The organism is Shewanella glacialipiscicola (assembly GCF_023283485.1).
In the GTDB taxonomy this organism is placed as follows: Bacteria; Pseudomonadota; Gammaproteobacteria; order Enterobacterales; family Shewanellaceae; genus Shewanella; species Shewanella glacialipiscicola.
This window is the reverse complement of record NZ_JAKILU010000001.1, coordinates 244796-263345: the sequence shown is the minus strand read 5'-3', so window position 1 is coordinate 263345 and position 18550 is coordinate 244796. Positions and strand designations below refer to the sequence as shown.

16 protein-coding genes are annotated in these 18550 nt (G+C 45.7%); 13 read left to right on the top strand and 3 right to left on the bottom strand.

What is annotated here, in order from left to right:
* The 6 genes from rsxB to nth are packed head-to-tail and all read left to right on the top strand — an operon-like array spanning window position 1 to window position 6214.
* On the top strand, window positions 1-630 hold the full coding sequence (gene rsxB, locus L2717_RS01055; protein ID WP_220774358.1) for an electron transport complex subunit RsxB: 630 nt from the start codon (window positions 1-3) through the stop codon (window positions 628-630).
* Window positions 624-3110, top strand: coding sequence for an electron transport complex subunit RsxC (gene rsxC / locus L2717_RS01050; RefSeq protein ID WP_220774357.1), 2487 nt, complete (start codon window positions 624-626; stop codon window positions 3108-3110). The genes rsxB and rsxC overlap by 7 nt, the downstream gene beginning before the upstream one ends.
* A gap of 26 nt (window positions 3111-3136) precedes the next feature.
* Window positions 3137-4186 (top strand): electron transport complex subunit RsxD, encoded by a 1050-nt coding sequence (gene rsxD / locus L2717_RS01045; protein ID WP_220774356.1) that lies wholly within the window; start codon window positions 3137-3139, stop codon window positions 4184-4186.
* 55 nt (window positions 4187-4241) lie between these two features.
* Complete coding sequence (rsxG, locus tag L2717_RS01040; protein WP_220774355.1) at window positions 4242-4880, top strand: electron transport complex subunit RsxG; 639 nt, start codon at window positions 4242-4244, stop codon at window positions 4878-4880.
* Window positions 4873-5571, top strand: a complete 699-nt coding sequence (locus L2717_RS01035; protein ID WP_220774354.1) for an electron transport complex subunit E — start codon at window positions 4873-4875, stop codon at window positions 5569-5571. The genes rsxG and L2717_RS01035 overlap by 8 nt, the downstream gene beginning before the upstream one ends.
* Window position 5572: 1 nt before the next feature.
* A complete protein-coding gene (nth, locus tag L2717_RS01030) occupies window positions 5573-6214 on the top strand; it encodes an endonuclease III (RefSeq protein ID WP_220774353.1) in 642 nt (213 codons plus the stop codon).
* A gap of 12 nt (window positions 6215-6226) precedes the next feature.
* Here the strand turns inward: nth and L2717_RS01025 are convergent, their stop codons facing one another.
* On the bottom strand, window positions 6227-6484 hold the full coding sequence (locus tag L2717_RS01025) for a hypothetical protein (protein WP_220774352.1): 258 nt from the start codon (window positions 6482-6484) through the stop codon (window positions 6227-6229).
* Between the two features lie 461 nt (window positions 6485-6945).
* Here L2717_RS01025 and gloA point away from each other — a divergent pair, with 461 nt between their 5' ends.
* The gene (gloA, locus tag L2717_RS01020) at window positions 6946-7356 is read left to right on the top strand and encodes a lactoylglutathione lyase (RefSeq protein WP_220774351.1); all 411 of its coding nucleotides are present in this window, start codon (window positions 6946-6948) and stop codon (window positions 7354-7356) included.
* Between the two features lie 168 nt (window positions 7357-7524).
* Here gloA and msrQ read toward each other — a convergent pair whose 3' ends face one another.
* Complete coding sequence (gene msrQ / locus L2717_RS01015) at window positions 7525-8172, bottom strand: protein-methionine-sulfoxide reductase heme-binding subunit MsrQ (RefSeq protein WP_220774350.1); 648 nt, start codon at window positions 8170-8172, stop codon at window positions 7525-7527.
* A gap of 55 nt (window positions 8173-8227) precedes the next feature.
* Window positions 8228-9262 (bottom strand): protein-methionine-sulfoxide reductase catalytic subunit MsrP, encoded by a 1035-nt coding sequence (gene msrP, locus L2717_RS01010; RefSeq protein WP_220774349.1) that lies wholly within the window; start codon window positions 9260-9262, stop codon window positions 8228-8230.
* Between the two features lie 252 nt (window positions 9263-9514).
* On the opposite strand from msrP, the gene rmuC reads away from it, so the two are divergent.
* From rmuC to L2717_RS00980, 6 genes are all read left to right on the top strand, one after another.
* Entirely contained in the window at window positions 9515-11068 is a 1554-nt protein-coding gene (gene rmuC / locus L2717_RS01005; RefSeq protein ID WP_220774348.1) for a DNA recombination protein RmuC, read from the top strand.
* Window positions 11069-11162: 94 nt separating this feature from the next.
* Window positions 11163-13088 (top strand): transglycosylase SLT domain-containing protein, encoded by a 1926-nt coding sequence (locus L2717_RS01000; RefSeq protein WP_248937953.1) that lies wholly within the window; start codon window positions 11163-11165, stop codon window positions 13086-13088.
* A 239-nt stretch (window positions 13089-13327) separates the two neighbouring features.
* Window positions 13328-14032: an EAL domain-containing protein gene (locus tag L2717_RS00995; RefSeq protein ID WP_220773284.1), complete on the top strand. Its 705-nt coding sequence runs from the start codon at window positions 13328-13330 to the stop codon at window positions 14030-14032.
* 184 nt (window positions 14033-14216) lie between these two features.
* Window positions 14217-15128: an AAA family ATPase gene (locus L2717_RS00990; protein ID WP_107883031.1), complete on the top strand. Its 912-nt coding sequence runs from the start codon at window positions 14217-14219 to the stop codon at window positions 15126-15128.
* Between the two features lie 96 nt (window positions 15129-15224).
* Window positions 15225-16307, top strand: a complete 1083-nt coding sequence (locus L2717_RS00985; protein ID WP_220773283.1) for a DUF58 domain-containing protein — start codon at window positions 15225-15227, stop codon at window positions 16305-16307.
* Window positions 16304-18436, top strand: coding sequence for a transglutaminase TgpA family protein (locus tag L2717_RS00980; protein ID WP_220773282.1), 2133 nt, complete (start codon window positions 16304-16306; stop codon window positions 18434-18436). Before L2717_RS00985 ends, L2717_RS00980 begins: the two co-directional genes overlap by 4 nt.
* Window positions 18437-18550 lie beyond the last annotated feature (114 nt).

Here is an 18550-nt window from a genome sequence, read left to right as displayed (position 1 = left end):
ATGTCCGGAATTTTAATTGCTGTAATATTATTAACCCTATTAGCGTTAGTCTTTGGGATCATACTCGGATTTGCCGCCCTTAAATTTAAGGTTGAGGGCAATCCAATTGTCGATGATCTCGAAGCTATTTTACCGCAAACTCAGTGTGGTCAATGTGGTTATCCCGGTTGTCGTCCCTACGCTGAAGCCATCGCCAATGGCGAAAAAATCAACAGATGTCCTCCAGGCGGCACCGCCACCATGGAAAAACTCGCCAGCTTAATGGGGGTTGATCCCGAGCCGCTCAATGCCGAAGCGCAATCGCAAGTTAAAAAGGTCGCCTATATTCGTGAAGACGAATGCATTGGCTGCACTAAATGCATTCAAGCCTGTCCTGTGGATGCCATTATCGGTGCCGGTAAACTCATGCACACCGTACTGACAACCGACTGCACTGGGTGTGATTTATGTGTTGAGCCTTGTCCCGTCGATTGTATTGATATGATCCCAGTGACCCAGAATATTAAAAATTGGGATTGGCGTTTAAATGCCATTCCAGTGACGATGATTCAAGACGGCACTGCTCAAGATGCTACTGCTAAAAATACGATGGCCCCAAAAGCCCAGTTAGAAGAGGATAAGCGGTGTTAACTTTATTAGATCAATTAGATAAAGGAACCCTTTGGCGCTCACCCGGTGGAATACATCCTCCTGAAGTCAAATCCCTCTCCAATACCACGCCAATTGGGCAACTGCCATTGGCCTCGACGTTTTTAGTGCCCGTCCCTCAAGTAGGCGAAAACTGCACTTTAATCGTCAAGGTTGGCGATAAAGTATTAAAGGGCGCACCGTTAACTCAAGGCACCTCTATTTGGCACTTACCTGTGCACGCGCCCACATCGGGCACAATTGTTGCGATTGAGCCTAGGATCAGTAATCATGCCTCGGCTTTACCCGTTAACACTTGCGTTATCAAAGCCGACGGCAATGATACTTGGTGCGAGCTAGCCAAAAGTGAGCTTGAGAATCTCAGCAATCCACAAATGATCGATAAAATTCGCTCCGCTGGTATTGCAGGAATGGGCGGCGCGGCGTTTCCAAGCCATATAAAACTCAATCCGGTCAGTGAGATTGATGTAGTCATTATCAATGGCGTCGAATGCGAGCCTTACATCAGCGCCGATGACAGATTAATGCGTGAGTACAGCCACGATATCCTCGCGGGGATTGGCATTATTCATCGGCTATTAACGCCAAAACGCATTATTATCGCGATTGAAGACAATAAACTCGAAGCGATAAACGCCATGCAAACCGCGGTGATGCAAAGTACGCTCCCTGCCGGTTGCATACGCGTGACCGTCATTCCGACTAAATATCCTTCTGGCGGCGAAAAACAACTTATACAAATTATCACTGGCCGAGAAGTGCCCTCGGGCGCAATCCCAGCCAAACTCGGCATAGTGGTCCACAACGTGGGTACTGCATTTGCTATTTATCAAGCGGTCACCCAAGGTAAACCCTTGATTGAACGAGTCGTTACTGTAACGGGCAACAATGTAGGTAAACCTGGCAATTACTGGCTCCCCATAGGTACACCGGTTGAGCACGTACTCGCCACGACAGCATTTACCCCCGAGCCCGAACAAAAAGTGATTATTGGCGGGCCTATGATGGGTCACGCATTGGCGAATATCCAAGTACCTATTTTAAAAGGCACCAATTGTATTTTGGTGCCAAGTAGCCAAGAAATAGGGACTACACCAGAGGAAAAAGCCTGTATTCGCTGCGGCGAATGCGCTATTGCCTGCCCTGCACTCTTGTTACCACAACAGCTATTTTGGCACGCCAAAGCGGGAGAGTACGACAAGGCCGCCAGTTTCAATCTAAAGGATTGTATTGAATGTGGTTGCTGTAGTTACGTCTGCCCAAGTGATATTCCCTTAGTCGAATATTATCGTATTGCAAAATCGGCCCTAAAACACAGCGCCGATGAAAAACAACAAGCAGAACGCGCCAAGCAACGTTTTGATGCTCGTTTAATGCGTCTTGAAGAAGAAAAAATCGCCCGCGAAACTAAGGCTAAAGAAGCCGCTGAGCGCCGACAAGCCACCATGACAGGCACAGACAAAAATGCTGTCGCTGAAGCGATGGCGCGTATCGCAGCAAAAAAAGCTGCCGCAGCGCAACCATCAAATGCAGCGCCAAGCGTAGATACGGTAGAAACGACGACTTCGACAGCAACGCCTAAAAACCAAGCCGTTGCTGCAGCAATTGCCCGGGCTAAAGCCAAAAAAGCTGCACAAGCTAATACCGATGATGCAGACCTAAGCCATGCAGTGAATGTTGAAGCTAATCACGCACCAACGGCAACACGTGTCGTAACAACGCAAGAAGCGCCGTTAACTCAAAAAGAAAAAGTTGCTGCTGCCGTTGCCCGCGCCAAAGCCAAAAAGGCCACACAGCAGCTCGATAACACGCCGCTTGAAACCAGTGAAACCGCCGCCAGCGCAGCGCACCCCACTGCAGATACAGATAAAAAAGCCAAAGTAGCGGCTGCCGTTGCCCGCGCTAAGGCCAAAAAAGCCGCTCAACAAGCACAAGCTAATACTGGAGATGATTTAAGCCAAACCGTTACTCCAGATTTGCAATCAACCTCTGGCGCGCAAATCAATGCGAGTACTGATGTTGAAGCCGCTACAGATATTGATGATGCTGAAACGATTAAAAAGGCCAAAGTCGCCGCAGCGGTAGCGCGCGCTAAAGCGAAGAAAGCGGCATTAATGGCAACAGAGCCTGATCTTGAGCCAGCCGTTAGGTCTGAGTCAACACTTAAGCCTGAGGCTGTCGTTAAATCCGAGCCTGCAGTTAAGTCTGAGTCAGTTGAGCATGTTCAAACTAAAGTGAATATGCCGCCAATAGAAAACACGCTTGATACCGTCGTAGCGAAAGCTGAAACCCTTTCGCCATCTGCCGCGCTCACGACAAATCCCATTGAAACGGCGCCCTTATCTAGCGAAGACCTTAAAAAAGCGCGAATAGCGGCGACCATCGCCAAGGCAAAAGCCAAAAAAGTGGCGCTCGCTCATGAAGCCACAACGTCAAGCGACTCAAGTGTTAGCAATGACTGAGAATAGAATGATAAAAAGGAATCACGATGGCGTTTAAAATTGCCTCATCACCCCATGTAACGCACAACCTGCATACCTCAACCGTTATGCAACGGGTTATTTTATGTTTACTGCCAGGACTTGTGCTGCAATGTGCCTTTTTTGGCTGGGGCACACTCATCCAAGTGTTACTGGCAATGCTTGTCGCCTTAAGCTGCGAAGCTGCCGTAATGAAACTTCGCCAGCGCAACATCAAAGCAAGCTTAAGCGATAACAGCGCCATGCTCACCGCCATCTTAATTGGTATCGCTATTCCCCCTCTTGCACCTTGGTGGATGATAGTGATGGGCGCAGCTTTTGCGATTGTCATTGTGAAGCACCTTTACGGTGGCTTAGGTCATAACCTGTTTAACCCTGCGATGGCGGCTTACGTATTACTTTTAGTGTCTTTCCCACTGCAAATGACGACTTGGGTCGCCCCCAGTAGTGTTGCGCTAAACTCACCGAGTTTTATCGATAGCCTGCAGATTATTTTCAATCTAGGTGCTCACATTGATATCAATCAATTCCGTTTAGGCATTGACGGTACCACCATGGCCACGCCACTTGATACCCTCAAAACCGATTTATCGATGGGATTAACCAGCACGGAAAGCATGACTAAGGCGATTTTTGATGGCAGCACAGGTGTAGGTTGGTTCTGGGTGAATTTAGCTTATCTTGCTGGCGGTTTAGTGCTACTCAAGCTTAAAGCTATCCGTTGGCAGATCAGCACTGGCGTATTATTAGGGCTCTTTGTGGCATCCAGTATCGGCTTTTTACTGTCGCCTGATACCCAAGCCAGTCCTCTGTTACATTTATTTTCTGGCGCGACCATGTTAGCGGCGTTTTTTATCGCCACCGATCCCGTCACTGCAGCAACCAGTCCTCGCGGCCGTATTATCTTTGGGGCATTGATTGGTGTGTTGGTATATATCATTCGTACCAAAGGCGGTTACCCTGACGCCTTTGCTTTTGCCGTATTACTGGCAAACCTGTGCGCGCCCTTTATTGACTATTATGTTCGTCCACGGACCTATGGTCACTCTGCGGGCTAACGTCATTATCGAAAATGCATGACGGCGTGAGTAACAAGAGTTTAAGGAAATCGTTTTGAATAATCCGATGATTAAAAATGGGTTTTTATTGGCACTGTTTGCCCTGATTTGTACAGGTTTAGTCGCTGTGGTGAATCAACAAACTGCCGACAAAATAACGCAACAAGAACAACAAGAATTAATGCGAGTCTTACATCAATTAATTCCCGATGAGATACACGATAATGATCTCACGAAGCAATGTACTTTATTGTTAAATAAAGAAGCCTTAGGCACTGATAACCCTATGCCAGCCTACATTGCAACAATGGCGGGTAAGCCGGTTGCTATCGCCATTGAGGCCATCGCGCCTGATGGGTATAACGGTAATATTAAGCTAATTGTTGGGGTTAACACCCAAGGCGAAGTATTAGGTGTTCGCACTTTAACCCACCAAGAAACACCCGGCTTAGGTGATAAAATCGAGTTACGTAAATCCAATTGGGTCAGTCAATTTGTCGGTAAAATGTTAGATTCGCAAGATGACAAACAATGGTTAGTCAAAAAAGATGGCGGTGATTTTGATCAATTCACCGGCGCAACCATCACCCCACGCGCTTATGTTAAGGCGGTAAAAAATGCCGTCTGGTATTTCAATAATAACCAAGCGCAAATCTTCAGCCAACCATTGAATTGTGAGGCCAAACATGACTAATTATCGCGAAATAGCTTGGCAAGGCCTGTGGAAAAATAACCCTGGCCTAGTGCAGCTTTTAGGTCTGTGTCCGTTGCTTGCGGTGACCGCCACGATAACTAATGCCCTAGGATTAGGTATCGCTACTATGTTGGTGCTGATAGGTTCTAACATATTGGTGTCTTTGGTGCGTGATTATGTACCAAAAGAAATCCGTATTCCCGTGTTTGTGATGATCATTGCGGCGCTTGTCACCACAGTGCAATTACTGATTAACGCCTACGCCTACGGTTTGTATGTATCGCTGGGGATATTTCTGCCTTTGATTGTAACAAACTGCATTATCATTGGCCGCGCCGAAGCCTTTGCTTCACGCAATAATGCCTTTAGTGCTGCCTTTGATGGCTTAATGATGGGGCTGGGTTTTACCTTAGTGCTAACAGTGCTTGGCGCTACGCGGGAAATATTAAGTCAAGGTACACTGTTTGAAGGCGCCGATTTGCTCCTTGGTCCTTGGGCAACATCATTAACGGTTCATCTATGGCAAGTGGACACGCCTTTCCTATTGGCGATGCTGCCACCGGGCGCTTTTATCATTATGGGATTACTTATAGCCCTCAAAAATGTGATTGATAAAAAACTCAAGGAACGCCAGCCAGAAGTCGCTACTGAGCCAAGTGTTACCCGCGCACGGATCACTAAGGTTAGCTAATATGAACCAAGCAAAGCGCATTCAAATTCTCACTCGTCTTCGCGATAACAATCCAAAACCTGAGACCGAACTCAATTTCTCTAGCCCCTTCGAGCTTTTGGTCGCTGTGACCTTATCGGCGCAGGCAACGGACGTGAGTGTGAATAAGGCAACTGATAAGCTCTTTCCGGTTGCTAATACTCCCAGCAGTATTTATGCCCTAGGGGTGGATGGTTTAAAACAATATATAAAAACCATCGGCTTATATAACAACAAAGCTGTCAATGTCATCAAAGCGTGTGAGATCTTAATTGAGAAATATCATGGTGAAGTACCAGAGGATAGAGAAGCGCTAGAATCTCTCCCCGGCGTTGGGCGCAAAACGGCTAATGTGGTACTCAACACTGCGTTTGGTTGGCCAACGATCGCCGTCGATACGCATATTTTCCGCCTCGCCAATCGCACTAAATTTGCCCCAGGCAAAAATGTAGTCGAAGTGGAAGATAAAATGCTAAAAGTCGTGCCTGCTGAGTTTAAAGTCGATGTGCATCACTGGTTTATCCTACACGGACGCTACACTTGTCTCGCCCGTAAACCGCGCTGCGGCAGCTGTATCATTGAAGATTTATGTGAATTTAAAGATAAAATTTATCCTGATGAATAAACCTCAAGTGAGTTAACCTTGGCTTTTTTTCTCGAGCAAGCTGACTAACTCTTCATATTTTGGCCCTTGCCCAAATTGTGGCAAGGCCACTGCAAAGACTACGAGTCCAAAGATCATATAAATAGCGAACTCATTAACCCACAAACCAGATATCGTCAGCCCAGTACCCAGCACAACTAATGCAATCACAGCTAACCGCACTTTCTGTGCCATCTGTACTTTTCGCTTAGCCGATGCAATTAATGCTATTTCAGTTTTGCTAAACATCATCTTCAAATCCTTGTGAAGTTTTACGTGGATTATACAATCGTATTAAATCACAGACAATCAAAAAGCCGCTAATGCGGCTTTTTGATTGACGGGTACAAGCTTAGCAAAAAATTGTAAAACTCATCAAAAAAGTGAAACGAAGAACGCGCTTAAAAATAAAGCGACCACAACCGTTGTGCCTAAGGCCATTTTTAGTTCGATACTCATTTTTTACTCTCCTAGTGGGCTTGATGACATTATCATCAAGCCCATAACAAAAACCCATGTTTGGATCTGTGTTTTGTGAGCGACAGCCAATTTATCGGCTATTTCTTTGTCACAGGACATAAAAGTTAATCGGATGGCGCCCTAGTACTCGATTGACTTAAGCAGAACAAAGTCCATTAAGAACTACATTTATCCTCATCCATAGACGCATTTTTGATATACTCGATGGGTAATTTATTTATCAAGAGAACCCTATGTCACAACTATTACACACTATGATCCGTGTCGGTAACTTAGAACGCAGTATTACTTTTTATACTGACGTGCTTGGCATGAAACTACTTCGTACCTCTGAGAACCCAGAGTACAAATATTCTTTAGCTTTCGTAGGGTTCGGTGAAGAGTCTACCGGCCAAGCCGTAGTCGAACTGACCTACAACTGGGGCACCGACAAGTATGATTTAGGCACTGGTTTTGGCCATTTAGCCATAGGCGATGAAGATATCTACGCCCGTTGTGCTGCGATTGCCGCAGCCGGTGGCAAAGTCACTCGCGCCCCAGGTCCAGTCGCAGGTGGAACCACTGAAATTGCATTCGTCGAAGATCCTGACGGTTATAAAATTGAGTTCATTCAAATGAAATCAATGACACAAGGTTTAGGTTAAACCGTACCCTATTCACTAGGTTAAAACTGAACAATAAAAATGCCGAAGGTTAAGTTCGGCATTTTTTATGCTGCATATTTAGCATAGGCATTTAAACTCGTAAAACCACTTGTAAAACCAGCTCAAGATTAACAACTCGCGTTGTGCTGACGTTGGTTTGTCACTATTTTACCTTGATGCACTTGTCACCTTTTGAGCCGTTTTGTTTACTCCTTTTCGGCTAAACCTGCGTTTAAACCAAGGCATACGCCACAGCAATAACACACTAAAACCTAAGATATACAAACTCGGCTCAATGATTTCTGATTTTACCGACCAGTAAAAATGGATTGGCGCTAAAATAGCGACCAAATACACGCCATTGTGCAAGGTTTGCCAACGACGTCCCATCTTACGCATCAAGGCTTTAAACGAGGTTACCGCCAAGGCTGTCACGATAAGATAAGCTACTGCACCTACTAAAATGTACGGCCGTTTTACCACTTCACTAAACAATAATCCCCAAGCAAACAGTAGATCTAAACTGAAAAACGCCACAATATGCAAGGTTGCATAGGCAAACACGTATAAACCCACCAAGCGGCGGGTTTGCATCAATAGCCCTTGCTTTGTCAGCTTAACAATCGGTGAAATTAGCAAAGTCGCGGCTAACGCATTTAAGGCGCCTATGCCTGTATAGTGAATAATATGCTGCACCGGATCGCCGCCCGCACGGCCCAATATCACAGTTAACACTAAATAGCCGATAGGCAGTAAACCTAACAAATGAAATATCACCTTTAGCCAAAATAAGTGCTTAGGGGTTAACCTCAACATAGGTTACCCCAATTTAACGGCAAACAAGACTGCAAACGCAACAGCAAACAAACCATTAATAGTTTTTCCTCAAATCCATGCCGTCATAAAGCGAAGCTACAAACTCGCCATAACCATTAAACGGTTGGGTATCAATACGGGTGGCTGAAAATAATCCACCCTCGCCAATACGGCGCTCAGTGGCCTGTGACCAGCGCGGATGATCTACCGCCGGATTGACGTTGGCATAAAATCCATATTCGTGTGAAGCAAGCTGGTTCCAACTGGTTGGCGGCTGTTTATCCATCACCCGAATTCGCACAATTGATTTAATACTCTTAAAACCGTATTTCCATGGCACCACCAAGCGAATGGGCGCACCGTTCTGCGGTGGCAGGGTTTTACCGTATAAACCGACCGACATTAAGGTTAAGTCGTTCATGGCTTCGGCTAACGTGAGCCCTTCAACATAAGGGTAATGGATGCCACCGCCCATTAATCGACTCTTTTGGCCCGGCATTTGTTCGGGATCAAAGGCCGTTTCAAAAGCAACATATTTGCCCTTATTAGTCACGCCAACTTTTTTCAATAATGCCGCCAAGGGAAAGCCCACCCAAGGAACGACCATAGACCAAGCTTCAACGCAGCGTAGACGATAGTTGCGCTCTTCAAGCGGGAACATAGTTGTCAGATCATTAAAATCTAAGGTCATTGGCCGTTCAACTTCACCTTCAATACGCAGTTGCCAAGGATCGACTTTATAGCCTTGGGCATTATTGGAAGGATCTTGCTTGTCCGTACCAAACTCAAAAAAGTTATTGTGCTGGGTAACTTTATCAAACGGCGTTAACACATCGGTGTCGCCGTAGTATTTATTGGTTTGAAAAGTCAGTGGCGTAGTGATAAAGGATGATTTAGGCTGTTCGCCAAATAAATCGAATAATCCGGCTTGCACATAACCTGGCACACTGGCGCCGATAGCACCGAGGCCCATTGCTTTTACAATCTGTCTACGCGAGCGAAATACCGCTTCGGGAGTCACTTGATTATCTTGCATGTGCCACTGCGCTTTTTTGAGAATACTTGGGGTAAAACGGGAATTTTTAGCCAATTGACACCTCTGCAATCTGATAATTTAAGCTATCGAGTCGCGATAAAACCTTATCTGGCGCTCGTCTGTATCGCACACTGTTATATAGACAGGTAAAAGCCAGAAAAACTTTCTACCCGTGAATAAATTCACCTTAAACGTATAAGACTTGCTCATTCAGACATCAAGCGCAGATATAGTTGCTTAAAGGGCTTGAAGCCTGTTATTGAGCATGCGAACCTAGACGTCAATGCTAAAGGAGTGTTATTGAACATGCCATTTTTTCAATCTTTTTCTGTCGCCGAAATCATCGGCCTTTTCGCGATTGCTTTTTTGGGCTTGTTGATAGGTGCCCTGCTCAATCAAAGGCTCACACGCCAACGCTGGCAAGAACACAAAGACCAACTTGAACAAGAAATGCGTCAAGTGAACGAAGATGCCGAATTATCCTTGGCACAACAGCAAGTTTTGGTCGATGACAAAGAAGCACAGTTACGCCAATACCAACAGCGTCTTGAACTTAAAATTGAGCAATTAGGTAAAGCCGAAGCCTTAGCCGAACGTGTTCCCACTTTAGAGCAGCAATTAACTGATAGCCAGCGCCGCCAACTAGAAATTCAATTAGCGCTGTCAAAATCCAATGCTATGCAGCAAACCATTCAAGCCAAGGCCGATGCACAGCAAGAGTCACTGCAGGATAAAATCGCCAGTCTCGAATCGGCTGAGGTACGCCTTCAAACCCAATTTGAAAACCTCGCGAATCGTATTTTTGAAGAGCGTAGTGAAAACTTTAAGCACCAAAATGCCAGTCAACTTGAAGGTGTACTTGGGCCATTAAAACAACAGCTTGAAGGATTCAGGCAGCAAATTCGTGAGTCCTACACCCACGAACAATCCGAGCGTAGCGCTCTTAAACATCAACTTGAGCACCTAAGGGATCTCAATCTTAAGATGAGTCAAGACGCCATCAACCTGACTAAAGCGCTTAAGGGCGATAACAAGCAGCAAGGCAACTGGGGTGAAGTGATCCTCGATCGCGTATTGCAGGAAAGTGGCCTACGTGAAGGCCACGAGTACCATACTCAACAAGATTTAAAGGACGATAACGGCAAACGCTTTAAGCCGGATGTCATTGTCCATCTGCCAGAAAATAAAGATGTGGTCATCGATGCTAAAATGTCGTTGGTCAGTTACGAGCGCTATTTCAATAGCGAAGATCCCGCCCTGCGCCAACAGGCGATTAATGAGCATGTGATCTCGATTCGCAGCCATATTAAGGGCTTGAGTCAAAAGGATTATCAACATCTTCATGGGCTTAAGAGCCTTGATTATGTGTTGATGTTTATTCCGATTGAACCAGCATTTTTACTGGCGCTAGAGCATGATCCTAGTCTAGTTAACTTTGCCCTTGAGCAGAATATTATGTTAGTCAGCCCAACCAATTTATTGGTGGCCCTGCGCACCATTAATAATATTTGGCGCTATGAATACCAAAATCAACACGCGCAAACGATTGCCAAGCAAGCGGGCCGCATTTACGACAAGTTATGTGGTTATATTGAAGATATGGAAAAACTCGGCCGCGCCTTAGATAATGCCGAAAAAAGCTACCACAGTGCGATGAACAAGTTGTCATCGGGTAAAGGTAACCTTGTACGCCAAGCCCATTTAATGCAACAACTTGGTGTCGATACCAGTAAACAACTGGATAAAATGCTGCTCGAAAAAGCGCTCAATGAAGCTCAAGATGATAATGACACACAGGACGATGAGCTTGATGCCAATTTGCAGCCAGAGCGCAGCAATACCGAACTCGAACCCGCTTAATGCGGTGCTGAATAAACAACGAAATACTCACTAATTATCTTGAATCGATGCAAAAGTGTCGATTGAAACCTGAATGCCCGGAGGCAAATGCGCCATGTGCAAAGCCGTTATGAATGTGGTTATCTCTAGTGCAATATTGCTTGCAGGCGCACTCAACGCCCCTGCTGCACTTGCGCTAACATCGACGCAAAAAACCTTTATAGAGGCTGAACAAGCATTAAAAAAGCAAGACTATGCAGTTTACAAACCTCTGCGAGCAAAACTCGGTGATTATCCGCTGGCAATCTACTTAGATCACGATATTGATATTGGTAATCTTAATGGCTTATCCGGTTTTGCGGCTAAATCATTAATTGAAAAGTATGAGACTACGCCTATGTACAACAGGTTAAGGTCTAAATACTTATACAATGCTGGCAGCCAAAATCGTTGGACTGATTACCTGACTATCGCCCAAGAAGCCCCCGCCGATATCCGCCTGCAATGTTACTTCTTTGAAGCAAAACTGGCACAAGGTGACATTAAAACCGCCTATGCTGCCGCGCAATCTCTGTGGGTTTATGGTGGTTCACGGCCAAAGGAATGTGATCCGCTATTTAATACTTGGACCAAAGCCGGTAAACGTACACAAGATGTCATATGGGCACGGATGATGCTGAGTTTTGAGGCTGGTGAAACAAGCCTACTGAGTTATTTATCACAAAAAATCACCACCCACAATAACGAAGCAAAACGCTTAGTCGCCGTATTTAAAGATCCTAATAGTTTGCGCCATACCGAAAAATTTAATGATAAAAATCTCCTTGTCGGTGACATTGTTGCCGCGGGGCTAAAACGCCTTGCTCGCAAGGACCTCGATCAAGCCATTAATTTGTATACTCGGTATCAAAATTCCCATCGTTTCACGCCAGCTCAGGCAGAACAATTAAATAAATACTTGGTTCGCCGCGTATTAATTGAACAAGATGATGACCATAAAGACTATGCAGACGCAGAAATAGCTACGTTAAAAAATGACGATTTGTTTGAGCGCCGTTTAAGATGGGCAATTCGCGATCATGACATGCGCAGCATTGCGCGATATTTGAACCTGCTACAACCCGAAACCTTAGCTAAAGAACGTTGGCAATATTGGCTCTATCGTACCAATGCCAAAGATGCGCCAGAGAGTGCCACCAAGGCACTTGCCACCATCAGTAATGAACGCAATTTTTACGGTTTTGCCGCGGCACAGTACTTAAACAAACCGGTGTCGCTTAATCAAAGTCCCGAGCCCGTTGTCGATACCAGCAGTCAAAAGTTAACCGATGATGTGGGCTTTGTTAGAGTGCAAGAATTAATGGCTCTGGACCGCTATTTTGATGCGCGCTACGAATGGATATCGCTGCTCAAACGCAGTGATAACACTATGCGTGCCCGTTATGGTCGTTATGCCCACGAACAGGGCTGGTACGATTTTGGCGTTGAAGCCAGTATCCAAGGTAAGTTGTGGGATGATATACCGCTACGTTTCCCTATGGCACACCAAGAAGGCTTTGAACATGCCAGTAAAAAGCACAAAGTGAACATCGATGAAATTCGTGCTATTAGTCGCCGCGAGAGCGCCTTCTACCTTTATGCGACCTCTGGCGTAGGTGCCCGCGGATTAATGCAAATTATGCCAGCTACGGCCAAAGCAACCGCTAAAAAGCAGGGTGCAAAATATAGCGATCCAAAAGATCTTTATAGTGCCGAGCTTAATCTCAATCTTGGCAGTGCTTACTATGCCCAGTTATTGAAAGAGTTTAATCAAAACCGTGTCCTCGCCACCGCGGCCTATAATGCAGGGCCATCAAGAGTACGTCGCTGGTTAGCAAACTCAGACGGTAAACTCGATGCTATGGGCTTTATTGAAGCGATTCCGTTTACCGAAACCCGTGAATATGTGCAAGCCGTCCTCAGCTATCGATTGATTTATGAGGCGCAGGAACAAAAAGCGCAGCCATTATTCAGCGAAGCTGAACTGAAGTTTGCTTACTAACTCGCGGCATAAAAAGGAACTCGATGCTCAGCAGTATCGAGTTCCTACTTTTCAGCATACCCTAGAGTAATGCCCACACTTTAACCGCCAAAAATTATTAATGATGTCCACTAAATTCAAATAATTAGCAAAGCGAATAATTATTCAGCAATCACGCCGTTTTCTCGTAAATTTGTTTGCACTAAAAGGCATTAAATGCGAATAGTTAGTATTAATGCATTAATACTCCCATTAGGCCCATGATTAACCTTAGTTTGTTAACGCTCAGCTGTGAATACCAACCCTTTGTCGATCCCCATACGTTTACTATCGACGGCTATGAAGCCTTAGCGCGTTTTTATCAACCGAATGGCGATGCGATTGCACCCAATATAGTGTTCGAGCAACTGCATGAATCCATAGAGTTGCTCGCCGCGGTTGAATATCAAGCCAAGGTATTTCAACTCACCCATGCGCCCCAACAGCAGCGTATTTTTATTAATGTCGATCCCCATGCCGTCGATGGGCCAAATACTGCCAAGCTTATAAAGCTGTTATCACAGTACCAGCAAGTCACGGTCGAGATCATTGAAAATACCTGTGTTAACGATGCCATGCTTGCTAATCAACTATTCAGCCAATTTAAACAAGCGAATATCAAGGTAGCGCTGGACGATATTGGCGCGCCCCACTCTTTGCTGTGTGTCGATCTGATGATGAACGTGGATTATCTCAAGTTCGATCGCCATTGGTTAACCCATATCACGCATCCTGAGGGAGTCCAATTACTCATAGCACTGATTAACTTTGCTAAACAAACTAATAAGAAGTGCATTCTAGAAGGTATAGAAACTGAAGCTCACTTAGCATTTGCGCGAGACATCGGCGTCCACTTAGTCCAAGGCTTTTTGTTTAAATCTTGGTTTATTCGCCCCACCAGCAGTCAAACGCTGTGTCTTGCATAGATCGACCGCTGTCCTTTGGTTTTGCGCCACCAGTACACTCAAACCTAAACTTCACTCAGTCGAGCAATTGATTTCACAGCAGAAATGCCACTGGATAAGCAGGCAACTATCCGCCATAGTGGTAAAGCTTGTCTGCTTTCACATGTACGTTCAGCAGCGTTTTCAAATGTATTAGGAGTCGCCCGTGACACAATCTGGGATCAGCGCATTACTACAACAACTTGAACAAGTATTGCTGGGTAAACCTAGGCAAATCCGGCTTGCATTAGCCTGTATTCTCGCCCGCGGCCATCTATTGATTGAAGACTTACCTGGCATGGGTAAAACCAGTATTTCCCATGCTATAGCCCAAAGCTTGGGCTTGAGTTACCAGCGGATCCAATTTACCAGTGACATGCTGCCGGCAGACATTCTTGGCGTGTCAATTTTTGATCAACATCAGGCGCAATTTATCTTTCATCCCGGGCCGATTTTTAAGCAAATGATTTTGGCCGATGAAATTAACCGCGCCAGCCCTAAAACACAAAGTGCTTTGCTCGAGGCGATGGCTGAACAACAAATTTCCGTCGATGGCATTACCCACAGATTACCCAATCCATTCTTTGTCATCGCAACGCAAAACCCCACCGATCAATCGGGTACATTTGCGCTACCAGAATCGCAGCTAGACAGATTTATGATGCGTCTATCTATTGGCTATCCAAGCCACGACGCTGAGCTTGCGATGCTTAAAAGTAATCATAACCACTTGACCTTAGAACAATTGCCCCAGTGCCTGACACCACTAGCCTTGATGCAACTGCAAGAAGAGTGCGACAAGGTCAGCGCTTCCGATGCTCTGCTAAATTACATTTTGGCCTTAGTCGCTTTTTCGCGCAGCCAAAGTGACAGTGTGGGTTTATCACCGCGCGCCACTAAAGCTTTATTGCAAGCCGCTAAAGCATGGGCTTTTTTAGAGGGCCGACATTATTTAGTCCCCGAAGATGTGCAAGCGGTATTTTGCTGCGTGGCGGAGCACAGACTGAGAACCAGTAGCCAATTACAGGGTGAAGCGTTATCTGAGCGAATCCTTGCCAGCGTCAATCCCATCATGTAGCGAGCCATTGTAATAAACGATATCGCTAAAGTATGTCATTAAACGAATGAACCAAGGTATTTAGGTAAGCTATTCAAATAAGGAAGTGATACAAGCGTGAAACGACTGGCGGTTACAATTTTAGCCCCGATTTGGCAGCGTTGGTTAGTAAGGCGCTTACCACCGAGTCCTGAAATCATCTTAAGCCATCGCAGCATTTTTATTTTGCCGAGCGGTTTTGGCTTAGTTTGGCTAGGTCTGATTTTACTCTTATATTTGTTTGGTACTAACTATCAAAATAACTTAGTCATTGGCCTCAGTATTTTACTTTTAAGCCTGTTTAATACCTGTATTCTCTACAGTTACAAAAATCTGGCTGGCCTACATTTACGCGCCATGACGCCGCCAGAAACCTATGCGGACGAAACATTAACCTTTCCCGTCCTCATTAGTACCCATCACAGTAGCCATAATATCCAGCTTAACTATCCGCATAATCGCACTTATACAGTGCAAGACGTCAACGCCGATGAACAGCAAGCGCTGGTGCCTTTTGAGTATCATCAACGGGGAAATATGTCACCGGGGCGGCTCAAAATTGAATCCTTTTATCCCTTAGGGCTGTGCCGCGCATGGTCCCATGTCGATTTAGCCATTAACCACTTAGTTTTTGCAAAACCAATGGAAGCGCCGTTACAACTTGAGGCAGACAATATTCAATCAGAGCAAGATCCGCTGTTACTTGCGGGTAAACATGTGGCGGGTATCGATGAATTTAAAGGACTTAAACCCTATGTGCTCGGTGAATCCCTTAAGCAAGTGGCGTGGAAACAATGGGCGCAAGGGCGCGGCATGCTCAGTAAAGAATTTCAACAGCCCCAAGGCGAGCCTGTTTGGTTAAGGCTCAGACCCGATGCTAAACGGCTCGAAACCCAGTTGAGTCAGTTAAGCTGGCAAGTTAATAAACTTACGCAACTCGAGCAGTATTTCGGTTTACACCTACCCATGCCGATGGGTGAGGATATTCTGATTGCGCCCGCTACCGGCAATAACCATAGGATCGCCTGTCAAAAAGCCCTTGCCTTGTATCCACAAGCGCCGTCAGCTGTTAATTCGTCATCAGCGGCGAAGCACTCGAATAAAACAGATAAAGCCAGCAGCAAGAAGCGTCATATCCCTATCTCGAGGGAACAGGCATGAAATTACTTGCCAACAGCACGACACCGCAAATCGGCGAAAATATCGGCCGTCATACACTCTTTTGGTTATTGATCACCAATATCGCTGTATTAAGCCCATTGTTTGATAAAACCACGCCTTGGACGTTAGGGATTTGCGCGATTTGTTTGCTGTGGCGCATAGGTATTTATGTCGGCAAAGTGGCAAAGCCGCCGCGTTTTCTGGTAACTAGTCTTGCAATAGGCGCCGCCACCACATTGGCATTAGTCTCAAAGCAAATTGGCTTACTGAATGCGCTAGTGAATCTATTGCTGTTAGGTTATGCCTTAAAATACATTGAAATGCGCAACCAAAGGGATGTACGAGTTGTCGTGCTCGCGGGCTATTTTATTATCGCGCTGACATTTATTGATCACCAATCCCTACTGAGCACTCTGCTCCTACTGGTGGTTACGCTAATCAACACTTGCGTACTGGTGACGTTATACCAAGATAAACACTCCTTCAAACATACAGCTTGGCTCGGTGGCAAATTTTTACTGCAGAGTGTGCCACTCGCGCTGCTGTTGTTTTTAGTGTTACCGCGATTTGCGCCGCTCTGGTTAGTGCCTAACATGAAAGAAGCGCAAACGGGTCTGTCCGATAATCTAGCTATTGGTGATATCGGCAAGCTCACCCGTTCGACCGAACTTGCCTTTAGGGCGGGGTTTTCCAATGCAACCCCCACCAATGCCGAGTTATATTGGCGCGCCCTAGTAATGGAAAACTATGACGGTGTCACTTGGCGCCAAGATGCAGAAATTAAAAAGCTGCAAAAAGAGGTGCTGCAGTTTCCGCCATCACGGCCCAGCCCCGCGTTGATGATTAATAACCCTACTTTGATAAGCAGCAAGCCTCAAAATGCTGCGCAAGATAATAGCCACAGCATTCGTTACCAAGTGATTGCTGAGCCGAGCCACCAGCCGTGGTTATTTGGTCTGGATGTGGCCTATAGCCAAGATGATAATGTGGCCAATCTACCCGACTATCGGCTATTAGCCCTGCGTAATGTCGACCAACGCATGAGTTATCAAGTTGAATCTTGGCCCAAGGCGAAGATGGATCTCATGCTTTCAGCGCAACAAAGGCAGATTAACCTTGAGCTGCCGAGTAAGAGTAATCCGCGTACTTGGGCACTGGCAGCACAATTTAAAATGCAACATCCCGAGCCTAAGCCACAATTGTGGGCCATGATGCGCCATTTCAATAGTGAACCCTTTTTCTATACGCTCACGCCACCTCCCCTTGGGCCGCAGCAAGTGGATGATTTTCTATTTGAAAACAAAGCCGGATTTTGTGTGCATTATGCCGCTGCGTTTATTTTTATGGCGCGGGCATCAGGCTTACCTGCACGTATGGTGACAGGCTATCAAGGCGGAGAGTTTAATCCACAGGCGGGTTACTACAGCATTTATCAATATATGGCCCATGCATGGGCAGAGGTTTGGCTTGAAGGTGAAGGTTGGGTGCGCTTTGATCCGACCGCGATGGTGGCGCCCGAACGCATCGAACAAGGGTTTGACGCTCAGTTTGACCCAGAGCAAAGTTACCTGCAAGCAAGCCCTTTTAGTAGTCTACGGTTTAAATCTATGCCTTGGCTTAACGAGTTAAGACAGCGTTTTGCCAGCATAGATTACTACTGGAGTGTGTGGGTGCTCGGTTTCAACCAAGATAAACAAAAGCAAGTGCTCAGCGGGATTTTAGGCAAGGTGACTAACACTAAAATTGCGCTGTTTATGGGGCTGTGTATCAGCCTTATCGTGCTTTATATCGCCTACAGTGCAGGGCTATTACACTTTAATACTAAGGGCGATCCCATCCGTAACCGCTATCAACTCGTTTGTAATCGTCTTGCCCGCCATGGCATTAAACGCAATGACAGTGATGGTCCCAATCAATTTTCCCAGCAGATAATCAAGCAATACCAACACAGTGCACCAAAACTCTGCGCGCTGGTTCAAACCATGACGCAAAGTTATGTGGCACTGAAATACCAAGCGTTACCCGCTGAGGACTATCAACGGCATTTAAGCGAATTTAAAATGGCGGTAAAACAACTTAATAGGTACTTATTTAACGCGAAGGTGCGAGCTAAGCTCAATCTAGCCTAACAATCGCGAGTACTTAAAGGTTTAAGCTAACCAGTGCTCCCAGTAAACACCTAAAATCACGGGTAAATTTCATAGATGCAGCAATAGTGTTGAATCTTATAAATCAAACACATA

Bases quoted from the DNA above. Each gene is read 5' to 3' on its own strand.
- nth (WP_220774353.1), top strand. From the start codon at position 5,573: ATGAACCAAGCAAAGCGCATTCAAATTCTCACTCGTCTTCGCGATAAC.
- rsxD (WP_220774356.1), top strand. From the start codon at position 3,137: ATGGCGTTTAAAATTGCCTCATCACCCCATGTAACGCACAACCTGCAT.
- L2717_RS00995 (WP_220773284.1), top strand. From the start codon at position 13,328: ATGATTAACCTTAGTTTGTTAACGCTCAGCTGTGAATACCAACCCTTT.
- L2717_RS01000 (WP_248937953.1), top strand. From the start codon at position 11,163: ATGTGCAAAGCCGTTATGAATGTGGTTATCTCTAGTGCAATATTGCTT.
- L2717_RS01025 (WP_220774352.1), bottom strand. From the start codon at position 6,484: ATGATGTTTAGCAAAACTGAAATAGCATTAATTGCATCGGCTAAGCGA.
- rsxB (WP_220774358.1), top strand. From the start codon at position 1: ATGTCCGGAATTTTAATTGCTGTAATATTATTAACCCTATTAGCGTTA.
- gloA (WP_220774351.1), top strand. From the start codon at position 6,946: ATGTCACAACTATTACACACTATGATCCGTGTCGGTAACTTAGAACGC.
- rmuC (WP_220774348.1), top strand. From the start codon at position 9,515: ATGCCATTTTTTCAATCTTTTTCTGTCGCCGAAATCATCGGCCTTTTC.
- msrQ (WP_220774350.1), bottom strand. From the start codon at position 8,172: ATGTTGAGGTTAACCCCTAAGCACTTATTTTGGCTAAAGGTGATATTT.
- L2717_RS00980 (WP_220773282.1), top strand. From the start codon at position 16,304: ATGAAATTACTTGCCAACAGCACGACACCGCAAATCGGCGAAAATATC.
- L2717_RS01035 (WP_220774354.1), top strand. From the start codon at position 4,873: ATGACTAATTATCGCGAAATAGCTTGGCAAGGCCTGTGGAAAAATAAC.